This is a genomic window from Kitasatospora sp. NPDC058406, assembly GCF_042722765.1.
Taxonomy (GTDB): Bacteria; Actinomycetota; Actinomycetes; order Streptomycetales; family Streptomycetaceae; genus Kitasatospora.
Genome location: NZ_JBHXKE010000215.1, coordinates 1 through 16,206 on the forward strand (window position 1 = coordinate 1; position 16,206 = coordinate 16,206).

Here is a 16,206-nt window from a genome sequence, read left to right on the forward strand (position 1 = left end):
GCTCTCGGGGTCGCCGATCATGTCGACCGCGTTCGCGCTCGAATCGGTCGTCGATGAAGTGATCTTCATCTTCGGGCCGATCGTCGCCACCTTCCTGGCGACCGGGGTCGACCCGGCCGCCGGGATCGTCTGCTCGCTGGTGCTGGTGTGCGGCGGGAGCGTCCTGCTCGCGCTGGGCACCGCCACCGAACCCCCGAGGTCGACCGGGCCCAGGCCGGCCGGCAGCGCCCTGTTCCTCGGGCCGGTCGCCGTGATCGCCGGGGTCAACCTCTGCTTCGGCGCCATGTGGGGCTCGATCGACATGGCCACCGTCGCCTTCACCACCGAGCTGCACCGCGAGGGGCTGGCCGGCCTGCTGCTGGCCGCCTACGGGATCGGCAGTTCGGTGGCGGGCGTGGCCTACGGGGCCCGCGAGTGGAACCTGTCGACCACCCGCATCCTGCTGGGCGCGACGGCCCTGATGGCGCTCGGCATCGCGCCGATGCTCCTGGTGAACGACGTCGTCGTCGCCGTCCTGGTGCTCTCCCTGGCCGGCGCGTCCTCGGCGCCGGCCATGGTCGCCGGGATGCTGCTCGTCCAGGACGGGGTCCCGGCCTCCCGCCGGACCGAGGCGATGGCCTGGCAGGCCACCGCGATCTGGCTCGGGGTGGCCGCCGGCTCCGCGGTCAGCGGGCGCCTGGCCGACACCACCGGATCGCACGCGGCCTACGGCTGCGCGCTGGCGTTCGGGGGCGTCGCGTTCGCGGTCGCCGCGGCGGGCCGGCAGCGGGTCGCCGTGAAGCCGCTCCCGGAGCCGGCGTGACCGCCCGCCGGCACGTCACCCCGGGGACCGGGGTGCGGGGAGTGGCGCCGGTCCTCGTCCGCGCCTTCCGGTCGTTCCCGCCAGTTCCCGTCCTTCCCGTTCTTCCCGTCCTTCCTGCCCTTTCCACCCGAGGTGGACCGATGACCGACACGAGGTGGACCGATGACTGACACCGCCACCCGGCCCGCGGTGGCCGCGCAGGCCTGGCTGCCGGACCTGATCGAGGCCCGGGCCGCCGAGGCCGCCGCCGCGGCCCGCCCGGCCGTCGCGCTGCGCACCGAGCACGGCGAGGTGGGCTACGCCGAACTCCGGGAACGCGCCGAGCGGACCGCCCGGGACCTCGCCGCCCTCGGGGTCGGTGCCGGCGACATCGTCGGCATCCGGCTGCCCGCCGGCCCCGAGCTGGTCGTCGCGATGCTCGGCGGCTGGTTGGCCGGTGCCGCGTTCCTGCCGATCGACGCGGCCGCCCCGGACGAGTACTGCGCCCGGCTGCTGCGCGACTCCGGCGCGGCGGCGCTCTTCGACCGCTCCGGCGGGCCGGTCGCTCTGGCCGGCGCCCGGCCCGGCGCCGCGGCGGAGCCCGCCGGGGCCGCGGGCGACCGGCCCGCGTACGTGATCTACACCTCCGGCTCCACCGGCACTCCCAAGGGCGTGCTGGTCGGTCACCGGGCGCTGGCCGGTCACACCGCGGCCGTCGTCGACCTGCTCGGCCTGGGCCCCGAGGACGTCGTGCTGCAGTTCGCCAGCGCGGGCTTCGACGTGGCCCAGGAGGAGATCTGGCCCACCCTCGCGGCCGGCGGCACCCTCGCCTTCCGGTCCGGCGGCACGCCCGACGCGGCCCGGCTGGCCGACCGGGTCCGCGCCCTCGGCGTGACGGTCCTCCAACTGCCCACCGCCTACTGGCGGCTGCTGTGCGCCGAGGCCGAGGGCGCCGACCTGGCCGGCTTCGCCGGCGTCCGCACGGTGGTCGTCGGCGGCGAGAGCGCCACCGCCGACGACGTCCGCGTCCACCGGCGCGGCCCGCTCGGGCACTGCACCCTGGTCAACGGCTACGGGCCGACGGAGGCCGTGATCACGGCCTCCGCGCTGGTGCTGCCGCCCGACCGGCCGGTGCCCGGCACCACCGGACTGCCGATCGGCGGTCCGGTGGGCGAGCGCCTGCTGCACGTCCTCGACGAGGAGCAGCGCCCGACCCCGGACGGCGTCCCCGGCGAGCTGTGGATCGGCGGCCCGCTGCTCGCGGCCGGCTACCTCCACGACCCCGACCGGACCGCCGACCGCTTCCGGCCCGACCCCTTCGCCGCCGTGCCCGGTCCGTTCGCGGACGTGCCCGGCTCCCCGGCCGCGCCGGACCCGCGGATGTACCGCACGGGGGACCAGGTGGTCCGCCACCCCGGCGGGGACCTGGAGTTCCTCGGCCGGCTCGACAACCAGGTCAAGGTCCGCGGCCACCGGATCGAGCTCGACGAGGTCGACCGTCACCTGCTGGACACCCCGGGCGTGACCGCCGCCGCGGCCGTCACCCTCGACGACGGGGCCGGTGGCCGGACGCTGGGCGCCGGCATCTCGCGCACTCCCGACGGGCCCACCCCCGAGGAGGTCCGCGACCGCCTGCGCTCCCGGCTGCCCGCCTACATGGTCCCGGGCCCGTTCCTCGTCCTCGACCGGCTGCCACTCACCCCCTCGGGCAAGATCGACCGCCGGGCGGTCGCCGCCCTGGCCGCCGCCGAGCACCCCCCGGTGACCGCCGAGGCTGCCCCGGCGGATCCGCGGGACATCCCGGTGGTGGACCAACTGGTGATCCTGCTGGGCGAGTTGCTTCGTGCGCCTGGCTTCGGGCCGGACGACGACTTACTCGCCCACGGCGGCGACTCGCTGATCGCCCTGCGGGTCAGCGGCGCGTTGCGCGAACGCGGTTGGCGGCTGCGCCCGTCCGAGCTGATGGCGGAGCGCACCGCCCGCGCCGCGGCCGACCGGGCGAGGCCCACGGTGCCTGCGGGCACGCCGTAGCCCGGCGCCCTCAGCCCGCCGCCCCCAGCCCGGCGCCCGTACCGCCGAGCCCGAGCGCGGCCCGCACGCCCTCCGCCGATCGGAGGCGTGTGCGGGCCGTCATCGTCAGGAGCCGTGGGGCTCACCGGTGATCTCGGTCATCGCCTCGTCGTAGCGCCGGAAGAAGCGGGGGCCGGGGGCGGGGTCGTCGCGCTCGGCGCGGCGCAGCAGGCGCCAGCAGTCGGCGGTGAGGGCGCGGGCCTCGGCGCCGGGCCAGGGGCGGGGGAGGAGCTCGGGCGGCAGCAGCGGGTCGTCGGCGGTGGCCCGGGTGAACTCGGCGGCGAGCTCCAGGGCGACGGCGAGGCGTTCGACCCGGGTGGGGGCGGGGGAGCGGCCGGTGAGCCGGGCCAGGCGGTCGGCGGCGACGGCGGCCAGGCGCCGGTGGCCGTCGGCGAGTTCGTCGAGCGGCCAGAGCCGACGGGCCAGGCGGAGGGGGTCGCTCTCGCCGCCGACCCGCAGGTCGGTGCTGGTGAGCAGGGTGACGCAGTCCCCGACGCCGAGCCGTTCGGCCTCGGCCTCGACGTACGGCTCCCACCTGTTGGCGCCGGCGTAGACGCCGCCCTGGACGGCCGCGCCGCCGAGCCGGACCAGGAACTCGCGCAGCGCGTCGCGGGCGGTACGGGCGGACTCGGGGACGGCGAAGGCGGCGAGGTGCCACCGGCCGTCCCACGGTGCGAGCCCGGCGTCCTGGGCGTACATGTGGCGGACGAAGTCGACCTCGGGTTCGGCCGTGCGCCGGGCCCGGTCGGTCTCCCGCAGGACGGCCCGGCGTCCGCGCCCCTCCTGGACGAGCAGCCCGTCGGCGGCCATCCGTTTGATGCAGAGGCGGACCTGCTGGTCGGTCATTCCGAGCTCGCCCGCCACCGCGTAGAGCTCGCCCGCGTCGACGGTGCCGTCCGCGCGGACCATGCCCTCGACGAGGGTCCGGGTGGGCACCTCCGGCCGTCCTTCCTCGGTCATCGCTGCCGTTCCTCTCGGGTGTCCACGGGCTTGTGCTCTCAAGCGAGTCTAGTCCGCCGAAAACTATCGAATGTCGAACGATAGTTTCCATGGCAATAGTTCTTCATCCGGCCCGGAGGCAGGGGGGTGGCCGGTCCTCCGCGGAAAGTTCGGGTGACGACCGACTGACCGAGTTTGAATATTTCAAGACAATCGCAGTCATCTCCTGACACTCAGTCAGTCGGCCTTCTACGCTTCGGGCGGTCCGGGCGTCCCCCCGGGCCGCCCGACGGGCGGCCCGCCCGGTACCGCCGTGACGAGTGCTGCCGTGACAGACAACGCCGCCACCGGCGCCACCGTGACGCGCACCGGCGTGACCGCCGCCGCGTGACGGGCGCGGCCGGGACGAGCACCGCTGTGACGTGCACCGATTCGACGAGTCTGGAGATCTTCCGTGAGACAACGCCCGGCCCCGCGCCGCTACTGGACGGCCGTGACGGCCGCCGCCGCCGCCACGGCCGCCCTGCTGGTCCAGCCCGGCACCGCCGCCGCGGCCGCGCCGCCGCCCGCCGTGACGGCCACGGTGGCCGTCGCGCCCTACCCGGCGGGCGTCGCGGTCGCCCCGGGCGGCGGGCGGGCCTACGTGACCAGCCAGAGCAGCGGCGTCGTGACGGTCCTGGACACCGCCGGTGGCGCGGTGACCGGCACCGTCACCGCCGGCACCGGCTCCTACGCGGTCGCGTTCGCCCCGGACGGCGGGCACGCCTACCTCACCCACCACCTCGACGGCACGGTCAGCGTGGTGGACACCGCCACGGCCGCGGTGACCGCCACCGTCCCCGTCGGCGCCGGCGCCTTCGGGGTCGCCGTCGCCCCCGACGGCGCCCACGCGTACGTCAGCAACGCGGACGCCGGCACGGTGAGCGTGCTGTCCACCGCCACCAACACCGTCGTCGCGACCGTCCCGGTCGGCGCCGAGCCGCACGGGGTCGCCGTCGCCCCCGACGGCGCGCACGTCTACGTCGCCGCGTCCGGCGCCCAGCAGGTCGACGTCATCGACACCGCCACCCGCACGGTGAGCGCCACCGTCCCCGTCGGCCACGGCGTCTTCGGCCTGGCGCTCGCCCCGGACGGATCCAGGCTCTGGACGGCGAACGGTGGAGACTCCACCGTCAGCGTGCTGTCCACCGCCACCAACACCGTCACCGCCACCGTGCAGGTCGGGGCCAACCCGTACGCCGTGACCGTCGCCCCCGACGGCCGGTCCGTGTACGCCTCCAACTACGCCGACTCCACGCTCAGCGTGCTGGACGCCGCGAGCGGCGCCGTGACCGCCACCGTCCCGGTCGGGGCGAACCCCTTCACCCTGGCGCTCGCCCCCGACGGCCGGCGCGGCTACCTCGCCGACTTCGGCGGCGACACGGTGACCGTCCTCGGCTTCCCGCTGCCGGTTCCGGTGGTGACCGGGATCAGCCCGGCGAGCGGTCCGCAGGCCGGTGGCACGGTCGTCACCGTCACCGGCACCGACCTGTCGGGCGCCACCGCGGTCAGCTTCGGCGCCGCCGGGAACGCGGCCTCCTTCTCCTGCACCGACACCGCGTGCACGGCCACCGCGCCCGCCTCGGCCGCCGCCGGGACGGTGGACGTCCGGGTGACCACGCCGGGCGGCACCAGTGCGGTCGTGACGGCCGACCGGTTCGAGTACCAGGCGCCCGCCGCCGACCTCGGCGTCGCGCTCGCCGCCACCCCGGTGCCCGGGCTGTTCGGCGGCCGGGTGGACTACACCCTGACGCTCACCAACAACGGTCCCGGCCAGGTCACCGCCGCCACCGTGACCTCGTCGCTGCCCGCCGGTTTCGGCTCGTACAGCGGCGACTGCGCCATCGTGGCCTCCAAGCTCACCTGCGCCCTCACCCAGCCGCTGGCCGTCGGCGCCTCCGTCACGCGCCACTTCACCGTCCAGGTCGGCCTGCTCAACCTCGGCCGGACGTTCACCGTCACCACCACCCGCACGGCCGGCGCCCCGGTCGACACCGCGCCCGCCAACGACGCGGCCGCCCGCACCTGCCGGGCCACCCTCGGCCTGCTGATCAGCTGCGACTGACCGCCTCTCCGCGACGGGCCCGCCTCCGACCGGGGGCGGGCCCGTCGTCGCGCCGGCCCCGCGCCACTGCTGGACGAAACGTCCAGTCTGGACGTACAGTCCGACCATGACCTCAGAGACCCCCGACCGGCGCGCCCGCACCTGGGAGCCCGTCTGCCGGGCGGTGGCCCTGCTGCTCGGGCCCTACGCCGAGGTGGTGCTGCACGACGCCGTCCGGGACGAGGTGCTCGCCGTCTGGAACCCGATGGGCGGCCGCGCCCCCGGTGACCCGTCCCTGCTCGGCGAACTCGACTCCCTGGACCAGTCCGCCCCGGACGTCTACGGCCCCTACCCGAAACTGCTGCCCGACGGCCGCCGGCTCTCCTCGGTCAGCGCGGTGCTCCGCGACGACGACGGACGCCCCGCCGCCGTCCTCTGCGTCAACCTCGACCGCGGACCGCTCGAACACGCCGCCGCCCTCCTGGCCGGCTTCGCCGCCCCCACGGCCCCACGCCCGGAACCGCTCTTCGAGCGCGACTGGACCGAGCGGATGAACGACGTCATCGGCGGCTACGTCCGGGCCCACGGCCGGCCCCCGGAGCGGCTCGGCCGCGAGGACCGGCTCGCCGTGCTCCGCGAACTCGACCAGGCCGGGGTGCTCGCCGTCCGCCGGGCCGTGCCGGCCGTCGCCACCGCGCTCAAGGTGTCGCGGTCCACCGTCTACACCCTGCTCGCCGAACTCCGCGACGGGTCCGCCCCCGAGCCCGCCCCCGCCCCCGAGCCCGAGCCCGCCCCCGAACCGGCGCCGGATCCCCGACCGGCGGACCGCGCACCGGGCAACCGCACACCGAAGAACCGAGCACCGAGGACCGAGAGATGACCGAGCTGCCCGACTTCCGGCTGGAAACCTACTTCTCCCGCTGGGAGTTCACCGCCCGCCACCACCTCACCGCCTCCGACGCGCAGACCATGGCGATGTCCGAACTCCTCGCCCTGGCGGGCCCCGAGGACCGCCACGCCTGGGAGTCCCTCACCCTCGGCTACACCGAGACCTTCGGCGACCCGGCGCTCCGGCACGCGATCGCCGGCATGTACGACCGGGTGGACGCCGACGACGTCATCTGCTTCGGCGGCGCCCAGGAGGCCCTCAACCTCGCCATGCAGGTGCTGCTCGGCCCCGGCGACCACGCCGTCGTCCTCACCCCCAACTACCAGTCCGCCGAGACCGTGCCGCTCTCCCTCTGCGAGGTCACCGGCGTCGCCCTCGACCCCGACCGGGACTGGGCGCTCGACCTCGACGAGCTCACCGCCGCGCTGCGCCCCAACACCCGTGTGGTCTCGGTGAACTTCCCGAACAACCCCACCGGGAAGGTCATCGGCGCCGCCGACTTCGTCCGGCTGTCCGAACTCTGCGACGAGCGCGGAATCCACCTCTTCAGCGACGAGGTCTACCGGGGCCTGGAGCGTGACCGGGCCCGCACACTGCCGCAGGCCGCGGACCTCTCCGAGCGGGCCCTCTCGCTCAACGTCACCTCCAAGTCGCTCGGCCTGCCCGGCCTGCGGATCGGTTGGATCGCCTGCCGCGACCGCGACTTGCGCTCCCGGCTGGAGCGCGCCAAGCACTACACCACGATCTGCAACTCCGCCCCCAGCGAGATCCTGGCCCGGATCGCGATCAACGCCCGCGAGGGGATCCTGAGCCGCAACCGGGCCGTCATCGACGCCAACCTCCCGCTCTTCGACGCGTTCTTCGCGCGCTTCGCTGACCTCTTCGAGTGGCGCACCCCGGACGGCGGCTGCGTCGCCTATCCGCGCTACCTCGGCCGGGACGGCGTCGAGGCGTTCTGCACCGGGCTGGTCGAGGAAGCGGGGGTCCTGCTGTTGCCCGCCTCCATCTACCGCTCCGACCTGACCCCGACGCCCACCGACCGGTTCCGGATCGGCCTCGGCCGGCGCGACCCGGGCCCCGCCCTGGACGCGTTCGCCGGCTGGCTGGAGGGCCGGCGGTAGTCCGACCCCGCTGCACGGAACTGGGGTCTCATCAGGTCGAACGGGCGGCCTTCGCCCGGTACTTGAGTCCGAGCAGCGCGCCCGAGGCGCCGTGCGGCACCAGCCAGGAGACGTCCTCCCGGTCGACCGCGTCGAAGCGGTACTTGTAGGGCTCGGTGCCCCGCAGGAAGTCGAAGGTGGACAGCCGCTGTCCGGCGGCGGCCCGGATCGCCTCGGCGATCACCGCGGTGCCGAGCCGCTGCGGCGCCCAGGTCTGGTCCCAGCCGATCTGGTAGTAGGAGAAGGTGCGCTTCCACTGGAAGCCGTAGAGCACGCCCACCACCTCGCCCTCCCGTTCGGCGACCAGGAAGGCGGGGCCCTCGCCGCGGCCGGTCGCGGCGGCCCGCTCGATCACCCGGACGTGCAGCGGCGCCCGGGCGGCGTCGAAGGTGGTCGGCTTGCCGAGCGCGGCCCGGCGCAGCCGGTGCAGCCGCACCGCCGCCTTCAACAGGTCGAACCGTTCGGCGAGTTCGGCGTCCGCGATGGCCGGCGGCACCCACCGGAAGGTGATCCCCTCGGCGGCCAGCTTCCGGCCGTAGCGGCGCAGGTCGGCCCGGAACTGGCGTGAGCCCAGCGCGTCCGGCCCCGCCGTCAGATCGGCGCGCGGACAGGGGGTGCGGCCGATCTCCACCGCGCCCGGCGGCAGCAGGTCCGCCTGGTCCGGGTCGAGGTCGGTGAGCAGCAGGCTGCGGCGCCGGCCGCGCCGGGCCAGCCAGTCGGCCACGTCGGCCCGGCGCTCAGGTGCGACCGCGAACCCGCAGTGGTCCGCGGCGCCCGGGCCGGAACCGAGGACCGTCAGGCAGGGGACGGCGACCGGTGCCCGCGGGTGGAGCCGCCGGGTGGTCCGCAGCAGCGGGACGACCGCCGACACCCGGCCGTCCGGCTCCTGCCAGACCACGATCTCGCCCGCCTCCGACCCCGCGCCCTCGCGCGCGCCGACCGTCTCCCACCAGGCGAGTGCCCATTCCGGCGTGGTGAACCAGGATCCGCCGGGCTCACCGGCCGCCAACTCCCGCCATCCGTCGACGACCTCCGGCGGAAGGGCGGCCGTCCGGTACCGGACCGGCCTCGCCCCGGCCGGCCTCGCTCCGGCCGACTGCGCCCCGACCGGCACCGCCCCGGCCTGTTCTGGAACGGCCGGCAACGAACCCGCCGCATCGGTGTGCCTCGTCCCCACGTCTCCAGCCCCCCACGCCTCTCCCGCCCCCGGTGCACCGCCGATCGGCGGCCGGTCGCGGGCCGGTCCGCATTCTCCCGGAATCCGGTCGCCCGGTGGCGGCGTTCGGCGCAGGCCGTCCGGGTCCACCACCACCGGTGAGGTCCGGGCCCCGCTCAGGCACCGCCGCGGAGGTGGTGGACGGTGGGGTGGAGGCCGGAGAGGATGGTGTCGAAGCGGTCCCGGCCGGTGGTGGAGTTGACCCGCAGACGGCTAATGCGCAGCGGGTTCGGCGGGAGCAGCCGGTCCTGCCGGTGGTCGAAGAGGAAGCCGACGTGGTAGCCGAGGCGCCGGAGTTCCGCCTCGGCCCGCGGGTCGACGTTGCCGTTGGGGTAGGCGAAGGCGGTCGGCGGCTCGCCGTCCAGCCAGCCGGTGAGCGTGTCGTGGGCGCGGGCGATCTCGTCGCGGACGGTGTCGTCGTCGCACCGGTCCAGACACGCGTGGCCCGCGCTGTGGTTGCCGATCTCCACGCCGTGCCGGCGCAGCGTCCGGAGGTCCTCGCGGGTGAGCTGTTCCTGGCGGGGTGCGGGCTCGGTGGCGGTCTCGCGGAGTTCGGCGAGGGCGGCGCGACGGTCGTGGTCGGCGAGGGTCTTCATCCGGCGGACCACCGCGCCCGGCGGGCAGTCGGCCAGCCGGTGGGCGGAGCCGCCGTGCGCGGCGAGGAACGCGGCCTCGGTCCACCAGAACGGCCGGTCGCCGTCGACGAGGTCGGTCACCACGAACGCCGCCGCGGGGATGCCCAGGCGGGTCAGGACGGGCAGCCCCTCGGAGAGCACGGTGCGGTCGCCGTCGTCGAAGGTGACCAGGACGCTGCGGGCCGGCAGCCGCCGACCGGTCCGGACGGCCTGCACGACGGCGGGCAGCGAGACGGGACGGGCGATCCGGACCAGACGCTCCATCTGGAGCGTGAAGACCTGCGGGTCGTCCACGCCGTGGTAGGCGAGCACCGCGAGCCGGCGGGTGGCCGCGAGCCGGAACAGCGGCTGGAGCGGCGAGTTGCGCAGGACGGCGTCGACGGTGGCGCGGCGGCCTGCCAGTCGCCCGCGCGGCGGTGCGAGGCCGGGGCCGGTGCCGCCCCCGGCCGGAGTGTCGCCGCGCGGCGCGGTCGTGGTGGTGAGGTGGCCATCGGCGGCCCCGGTCGATCGGGCGCTTCCGTCGGGCATGGACGCGCTCCCCCTTCCTCCCCGTCGGTGCTTCGGCGGCGGGGCGGAACACGGTGCAGCGGCCGGCGCGGCCGTTCGGGCGCACACCTGTCGGGTGGGCGGCCCGCCCCGCTCCACGCACTACCAAGGTAGTGCAAAATCCCATGCTCCGAGGAGGGTTGTGCGTGGCGGGCGGCTTTCGGAGCGAGGATGGCGCATTGTCGGCAGGCTCGTGACCCGGGCGGCGCGCGGGACGGACCGGCCGCCGGTTGCGGGACCGGCGGCCGGCCCTGGGCAGGGGCGCGGGGCCCCGGCTCATGAACCCTTCCGGCGCGGACGGGGCGTCAGAACGGGCCGCTACAGGTGGTCACCCGCTGCGCCGCGTCCAGGGCGGGGCCGCCGGTGGCGCAGACGAGCTTGAGGTCGTCGGTGACCACGCGGGGCGTCACGGCCCTGGCGAACCCGTGGGTGACGGTGGTCGCGGACGCGACCGTCACCCACGGGCTGCCCCAGGCGCGCTGGGTGCGGACCTCGACCTGGACGACCGTCAGCTGTGCCGGGTCGGCCGACACCTGGGCCACGCCGACGATCCCTCCGCCGTCCTTCTCCTGCCATACGCACGGGTGGTTGACGAGGGTCGTGCAGGCCGCTCCCGCGGCGTCGCCGGTCGTTGCCGCAGCCGAGGCCGGGAGGATCGTCGCCACAGTGATCCCTGCCGCCGCCACTATCAGAGCTGCGATACGAGCGCGCATGATATGAACCTCCTTGGAATGAAAGGGAATCTCACTCTGTGGGACGAGTCTTGCACAGATCGTGGACATGTGCCGTGTGTGCTGCATCACACCCAAGGTGACCGTTCAACTACATTCCGCAATCGCGCCGGTGACGTCACGACTACCGTCAGGTGGTCGGCGGCAGCACCATCCGGCGTCCGGCCGACGCCCCGCCGTCCACCAGGACCGAGGTGCCCGTCTGGTAGGAGAAGTCGTCCGAGGCGAGCGCCAGGACGGCCCGGGCGATCTCCTCCGGTTCGGCCATCCGCTCCAGCCCCTCGACGTTCAGCGGCCCGAAAGCCTGCTTGAACCGGGCCCAGTCCGCGTCCGGCACCCCCGGCGGTCGCACGAACGCGGTGTCCGTGGTGCCCGGGAGGATCGCGTTGATCCGGATGCCCTGCGTGCCGTACGCGAGCGCGGCGGACATCACGATGCCCTGGACCGCCCGCTTGCTCGCCGAGTAGGCCGCGCCGTTCGGCCGGGCCCGTTCGGCGGAGGCGGAGGAGGTGCAGACGATCACCCCGTGTCCGGCCCGCAGCATGTGCGGGACCTGGTACTTGACCGCGAGGAAGACGCCCCGGGCGTTGGTGTCCTGCACGTCGTCCCACTCGGCGACGGTGAGCTCGTGGAGCTGCTTGCTGCTGCCGATACCGGCGTTGTTGACCGCGATGTCCGGCCCGCCGTACCGGGCGGCCACCTGGTCGGTGAACCGCTCGACCTGGGCCGGATCGCGTACGTCGGCCGGGAAGTAGGTGGCCTCGCCCCCGGCGTGGCGGATCTCCTGCTCGACGCGGCGGCCCGCCTCGACGCGCCGGCCGCAGAAGCCGACCCGGGCGCCTTCCGCCGCGAACGCGAGGGCGGCGGCCCGGCCGATGCCCGAGGTGGCGCCGGTGATCAGCACCGACCGGTCCTCGAACCGGCGCGGCCTGCGCCGCTCGGCGGGTGCGGCCTGGGCCTGCCCGGCGGCCCCGAGGCCGGCGGCGGCTGCCACCAGCCCGGCCGCCGACGCGCCGAGCAGGGCCCGGCGGCCCGGGTCGGCCGGCGAACCCGGCGGGAGGGAGGGGGAGTTGTTGTTGTCCATGGCGAAACCCTGACAGTCCGCGGTCGGCGTGTCCCTCGGCCGACCGGCCCGATCGGCGGGCCGATCGGCCGGGTCTCCCGGCCGGTCGGCCCCGGTCCGCCGGCCGATCGGAGGAGGGCCCTCCTCCCTCCTGCGGAGGAGGCGCACACCCCCGGCTCGCACCACCCAACTGGCGCCCTCCGACACGGCGTTCACTCGTACGGGTGGCGGACCGGCGCGGGGCCGTTCGGACGGCTACGATCGAGCCGACCCACGGAGGTGACCTGCATGGACACGGTCATCGTGCAACTTCCCGACCCCCGCCCGCCGGTACCGCCCGACCGCCGCTTCGCCCGGCTGACCCGGCCACCGCGCACCGCCCCGCCCCGGCGCCCCGCGCTGCTGCACCTCGGCCCCGGCGAAGCCGTCGAGTTCGGGCGCGGCGAGCCCGGACGCCCGATCGGCGTGCCGATCGCCGATCAGGGCGTCTCGCGCCGCGCCGGCGAGATCACCGCGGCCGAGGACTACTGGCGGCTCTCCAACTTCAGCGCCACCGCGACCTATGTCGTCGAGAACCTCGAAGGGGCCGGCGAGCACGTCAAGGTCGCTCCCGGACGGCTCGGCGCACCGGTTCCGTTCGAGTTCTCCCGGATCCTCCTGCCGGCTCTCGGCGAACCGGTCGCCTTCAAGGTCTTCGCCCCCCAGCACGCCTACCTGGACGGCGTGCCGGGCTCGCCGGCGGGCGCGGGCGGCGAGCGGACGGTCAGCCCGTTCGCCCTCGACCCGACCTCGAAGTACTTCCTCGTCCTGCTCGCCCTCTGCGAACCGCGGCTGCGCTCGCCGTCCGCCGCCGCCGTCCCCGGCGCGACCGAGGTGGTGGCCCGGCTGCGTGCCCTGCCGGCCTGTGCGGGGCTCACCCGCTCGGCCGTCAACTACCACATCGACTACCTGGTGGCGAGCAAGCTCCGGCTCCGCGAAGCGCCGGAGGACGGTCCGGGCGAGGGCGGCGCCGGTGGCAAGCGGGAGGAACTGGTGGCACTGGCCCTCAAGTTCGACCTCGTACGGGAGGAGCACCTGACGCTGCTCCCGCCGCGGCGCACCGGCTGACCCGCCGTGGAACCGCTCGACCGGGCCCGCGCGGCCGAGCCGGTCCCGGGCGATCCGGCCGGGGCACCGGCCGGTGCCGCACCTGCGGGCGGACGGGCGGCGGGCGGACGGGCGGCGGTCGAGGTGGCCACGGACGGAACGGACGAACAGGCGGTCGGCGAGCCGGTGTTCGAGGTGCCGCCGGGATACCCCGTCGCCGGGTACCTGGTCGGCGAGCCGATCGGGGCCGGTGCGTGGGGCAGCGTCTACGCGGCCCGCAAGGACGGGACCGCCCCCGGGTCGGCCCCCGGGTCGGCTCCCGGGTCGGCCGAACCTCCGGACGCCGCCGTCAAGTTCCTCCGTCCCGCGCTGCTCAGCCCCGGCCAGCGCCGCACCATGGAGCAGGTCGCCCGCAGCGAGATGCGGTTCAGCCGCCTCGCCGACCACCCCCACCTGATCCGCACCCTCGCCGTCGTCACCGTCCGGGACCGGGCCCACCCCGGCCTGGACGGAGCGGTGGCCCTGGTGATGGAACGCGCGGACCGCAGCCTCCAGGACGTCCTCGCCTCGGCGGGCCCGCCCGGGGCCGTCCCCGGCGCCGAACGGATCCTCGCCGAGGTCGGGGCCGGCCTCACCCACATGCACGCCGTCGGCTGGGTCCACGGAGACCTCAAGCCGGGCAACGTCCTGCTGATGCCCGACGGCACCGCCAAGCTCGCGGACTTCGGCCTCACCGCCGAACTGGAGGGCACCCACGCCTACGCCCCGCCGCTCGGCTCGCCCGACCACGTCCCGCCGGAGTGGTGGTCGCAGCGGACCGGCGCCCGCGGGGTCGCACTCCGGCCGAGTGCCGACCTCTGGGCGTTCGGCGTCCTCGCCCACCAGGTGCTCACCGGTCTGCACCCCTTCCTCGGCGCGACCGCGCGGGCCCGTTCGCTGGCCGCCCTCGCCTATGCGCGCGGCACCGCCCCGCTCCGTCTCGACGGGGCGCTCCCCGCGCCGTGGCGGCCCCTGGTCACCGCCTGCCTGGCGGCCGACCGCGCGCGGCGCTCGGAGGTCGACCTCGCGGCCCTCCTCGCCACGGCCCTCCGGGAGGCCGCCCCGCAGGGGACGGCCGCCAACGGGCGTCGGCGCCGTCGCGCGGCGGTGGCCCCGCTGCTCGCGGCGGCCGGTGCCCTGCTCGCCCTCTCCGGCTCCCCGGAGCCGGCCGCCCCCCGGCCGGGGTCCGCGGCAGGGCCGGCGGTCACGGCCCCGCTGCCCGGCGCGATCCCGCCCGGCGCCGACGTGCCCGCCGCACTGCGCGGCCCGATCGAGGACGCCGCCCGCCGCTGTCCCGAACCCGAGATCACCCCGGTCCTGCTGGCCGCGATGCTCAAGGCGGAATCCGGCTTCGACCCGGCCGCCGCCCGCCCCGCGACGGGGGAGTACGGCGTCGCCATGTGGACGCCGGCCGTCTTCAACGCCTGGGCGCAGGACGGCGACCACGACGGCGTGAAGAACCACCTCGATCCGGCCGACGCGATCGCCTCGATGGGCACCTACGTCTGCTGGCTCGACCAGCGGTTCAAACAGCGCGGCTTCACCACCGGTCTGCCCGCCCTGGTGGCGGCCGGCTACCGGACGAGCGACAAGACCGTCGCCGACGCCGGGGGCGTCCCCGAGCGGGTGAAGCCGCATGTCGCCAAGGTCCTCGGCTACCTCGCCGAGTACGCTGACCAGGGCGGTTCCGGTACATGAGGTGGGCCACATCCTCGCCCTCCCCGGCGGTGTCACCCGGCCGCGAGCACTCCGGGATGCGATGCTCGGCCGCATGTTCACCAAGCTCCGATCGGCCGCCACCCAGTGGACCACCGCCGTCCCAGCGGCGGCTTTCCTCGTTCTCGTCCTGACCTGGCACCGCGATCTGCCCGGCTGGGTGGTGGCCCTGGTGTCCTGCTTCCTGGCGGGCGCCGTGCTCGCCGCCGTGCACCACGCCGAGGTGGTCGCCCACCGCGTGGGGGAGCCGTACGGTTCACTGGTGCTGGCGGTGGCGGTCACGGTCATCGAGGTGGCGCTGATCGTGACGCTGATGGCGGACGGCGGTGACAAGGCCGCGACGCTGGCCCGCGACACCGTGTTCGCCGCGGTGATGATCACCTGCAACGGCATCTTCGGTCTGTCACTCCTGGTGGCGGCCCTCAAGTACCGGGTGGCGGTGTTCAACGCCGAGGGGACGGGCGCGGCGCTCGCCACCATCGGCACCCTGGCCGCGCTGAGCCTCGTCCTGCCGACCTTCACCACCAGCTCGCCGGGCCCGCAGTTCGCGCCCGCCCAGCTGGCCTTCGCCGCGGCGGCGTCGTTCCTGCTGTACGGGCTGTTCGTGGCCACCCTGACGGTCCGGCACCGGGACTACTTCCTGCCGGTCACGCCGGAGGGCAAGGTGCTGGACGAGGAGGACCACGCCGCGCCGCCGACCGTCCGTGCGACCGTGACCAGCCTGATGCTGCTGGGGGTGGCGCTGATCGCGGTGGTCGGCCTGGCGAAGGGCGTCTCGCCGACCATCGAGTCGGCCGTGGACTCCGCGGGGCTGCCCGCCTCGGTGGTCGGCGTCGTGATCGCCCTGCTCGTGCTGCTGCCGGAGACCATCGCGGCGATCCGGTCGGCGGTCCGCAACCGGGTGCAGACCAGTCTCAACCTGGCGCTCGGCTCGGCGCTCGCCAGCATCGGCCTGACCATCCCGGCGGTGGCGATCGCCTCGATCTGGCTCACCGGCCCGCTGGTGCTCGGCCTCGACTCCTCGCACCTGGTGCTGCTCGTGCTGACCCTGATCGTCGGCACCCTGACGGTCATGCCGCGCCGGGCGACACCGCTCCAGGGCGGGGTGCACCTGGCGATCCTGGCGGCCTACGTGGTCCTGGCGATCAATCCCTGACACGGCCCCGCGGCCGCGGGGGGAGCAGGACGGACCGGGCGGGGGCGGCCCCCGCGGGGGGGGGCCCGCCCCCCCCCCGGCGGGGGCCCCCGCCGC

General features: G+C 75.5%; 13 protein-coding genes. 8 read left to right on the forward strand and 5 right to left on the reverse strand.

Features of this window, described 5'->3' with window-relative positions:
• Positions 1-802 (forward strand): MFS transporter (locus ACFWOG_RS31575; RefSeq protein ID WP_380362451.1); only part of this gene is annotated, 802 nt, incomplete at its 5' end.
• A 162-nt stretch (positions 803-964) separates the two neighbouring features.
• Positions 965-2,812: a non-ribosomal peptide synthetase gene (locus ACFWOG_RS31580; RefSeq protein ID WP_380362453.1), complete on the forward strand. Its 1,848-nt coding sequence runs from the start codon at positions 965-967 to the stop codon at positions 2,810-2,812.
• A 105-nt stretch (positions 2,813-2,917) separates the two neighbouring features.
• Here the strand turns inward: ACFWOG_RS31580 and ACFWOG_RS31585 are convergent, their stop codons facing one another.
• Positions 2,918-3,811 carry a PaaX family transcriptional regulator C-terminal domain-containing protein gene (locus tag ACFWOG_RS31585; protein WP_329951094.1) on the reverse strand — a complete coding sequence of 298 codons (894 nt, stop codon included), beginning with the start codon at positions 3,809-3,811 and terminating at the stop codon, positions 2,918-2,920.
• A gap of 433 nt (positions 3,812-4,244) precedes the next feature.
• On the opposite strand from ACFWOG_RS31585, the gene ACFWOG_RS31590 reads away from it, so the two are divergent.
• The 3 genes from ACFWOG_RS31590 (at position 4,245) to ACFWOG_RS31600 (ending at position 7,883) form a co-directional block, all read left to right on the forward strand.
• The gene (locus ACFWOG_RS31590) at positions 4,245-5,894 is read left to right on the forward strand and encodes a beta-propeller fold lactonase family protein (RefSeq protein WP_380362456.1); all 1,650 of its coding nucleotides are present in this window, start codon (positions 4,245-4,247) and stop codon (positions 5,892-5,894) included.
• A gap of 106 nt (positions 5,895-6,000) precedes the next feature.
• Positions 6,001-6,753 carry a transcriptional regulator gene (locus tag ACFWOG_RS31595; RefSeq protein WP_380362458.1) on the forward strand — a complete coding sequence of 251 codons (753 nt, stop codon included), beginning with the start codon at positions 6,001-6,003 and terminating at the stop codon, positions 6,751-6,753.
• Positions 6,750-7,883, forward strand: coding sequence for an aminotransferase class I/II-fold pyridoxal phosphate-dependent enzyme (locus ACFWOG_RS31600; RefSeq protein WP_380362461.1), 1,134 nt, complete (start codon positions 6,750-6,752; stop codon positions 7,881-7,883). Before ACFWOG_RS31595 ends, ACFWOG_RS31600 begins: the two co-directional genes overlap by 4 nt.
• A gap of 31 nt (positions 7,884-7,914) precedes the next feature.
• On the opposite strand, the gene ACFWOG_RS31605 is transcribed toward ACFWOG_RS31600, so the two are convergent.
• From ACFWOG_RS31605 to ACFWOG_RS31620, 4 genes are all read right to left on the reverse strand, one after another.
• Entirely contained in the window at positions 7,915-8,931 is a 1,017-nt protein-coding gene (locus ACFWOG_RS31605; RefSeq protein WP_380362463.1) for a GNAT family N-acetyltransferase, read from the reverse strand.
• 323 nt (positions 8,932-9,254) lie between these two features.
• Positions 9,255-10,301: a polysaccharide deacetylase family protein gene (locus ACFWOG_RS31610; RefSeq protein WP_380362465.1), complete on the reverse strand. Its 1,047-nt coding sequence runs from the start codon at positions 10,299-10,301 to the stop codon at positions 9,255-9,257.
• A 323-nt stretch (positions 10,302-10,624) separates the two neighbouring features.
• A complete protein-coding gene (locus ACFWOG_RS31615; protein ID WP_380362467.1) occupies positions 10,625-11,032 on the reverse strand; it encodes a hypothetical protein in 408 nt (135 codons plus the stop codon).
• Positions 11,033-11,180: 148 nt separating this feature from the next.
• A complete protein-coding gene (locus tag ACFWOG_RS31620; RefSeq protein ID WP_380362469.1) occupies positions 11,181-12,134 on the reverse strand; it encodes an SDR family NAD(P)-dependent oxidoreductase in 954 nt (317 codons plus the stop codon).
• A gap of 267 nt (positions 12,135-12,401) precedes the next feature.
• Here ACFWOG_RS31620 and ACFWOG_RS31625 point away from each other — a divergent pair, with 267 nt between their 5' ends.
• From ACFWOG_RS31625 to ACFWOG_RS31635, 3 genes are all read left to right on the forward strand, one after another.
• The gene (locus ACFWOG_RS31625; RefSeq protein WP_329881846.1) at positions 12,402-13,220 is read left to right on the forward strand and encodes a serine/threonine protein kinase; all 819 of its coding nucleotides are present in this window, start codon (positions 12,402-12,404) and stop codon (positions 13,218-13,220) included.
• Between the two features lie 6 nt (positions 13,221-13,226).
• Positions 13,227-14,936, forward strand: a complete 1,710-nt coding sequence (locus ACFWOG_RS31630) for a serine/threonine-protein kinase (protein ID WP_380362472.1) — start codon at positions 13,227-13,229, stop codon at positions 14,934-14,936.
• A 73-nt stretch (positions 14,937-15,009) separates the two neighbouring features.
• Positions 15,010-16,110: an ionic transporter y4hA gene (locus ACFWOG_RS31635; RefSeq protein ID WP_329881848.1), complete on the forward strand. Its 1,101-nt coding sequence runs from the start codon at positions 15,010-15,012 to the stop codon at positions 16,108-16,110.
• Positions 16,111-16,206 lie beyond the last annotated feature (96 nt).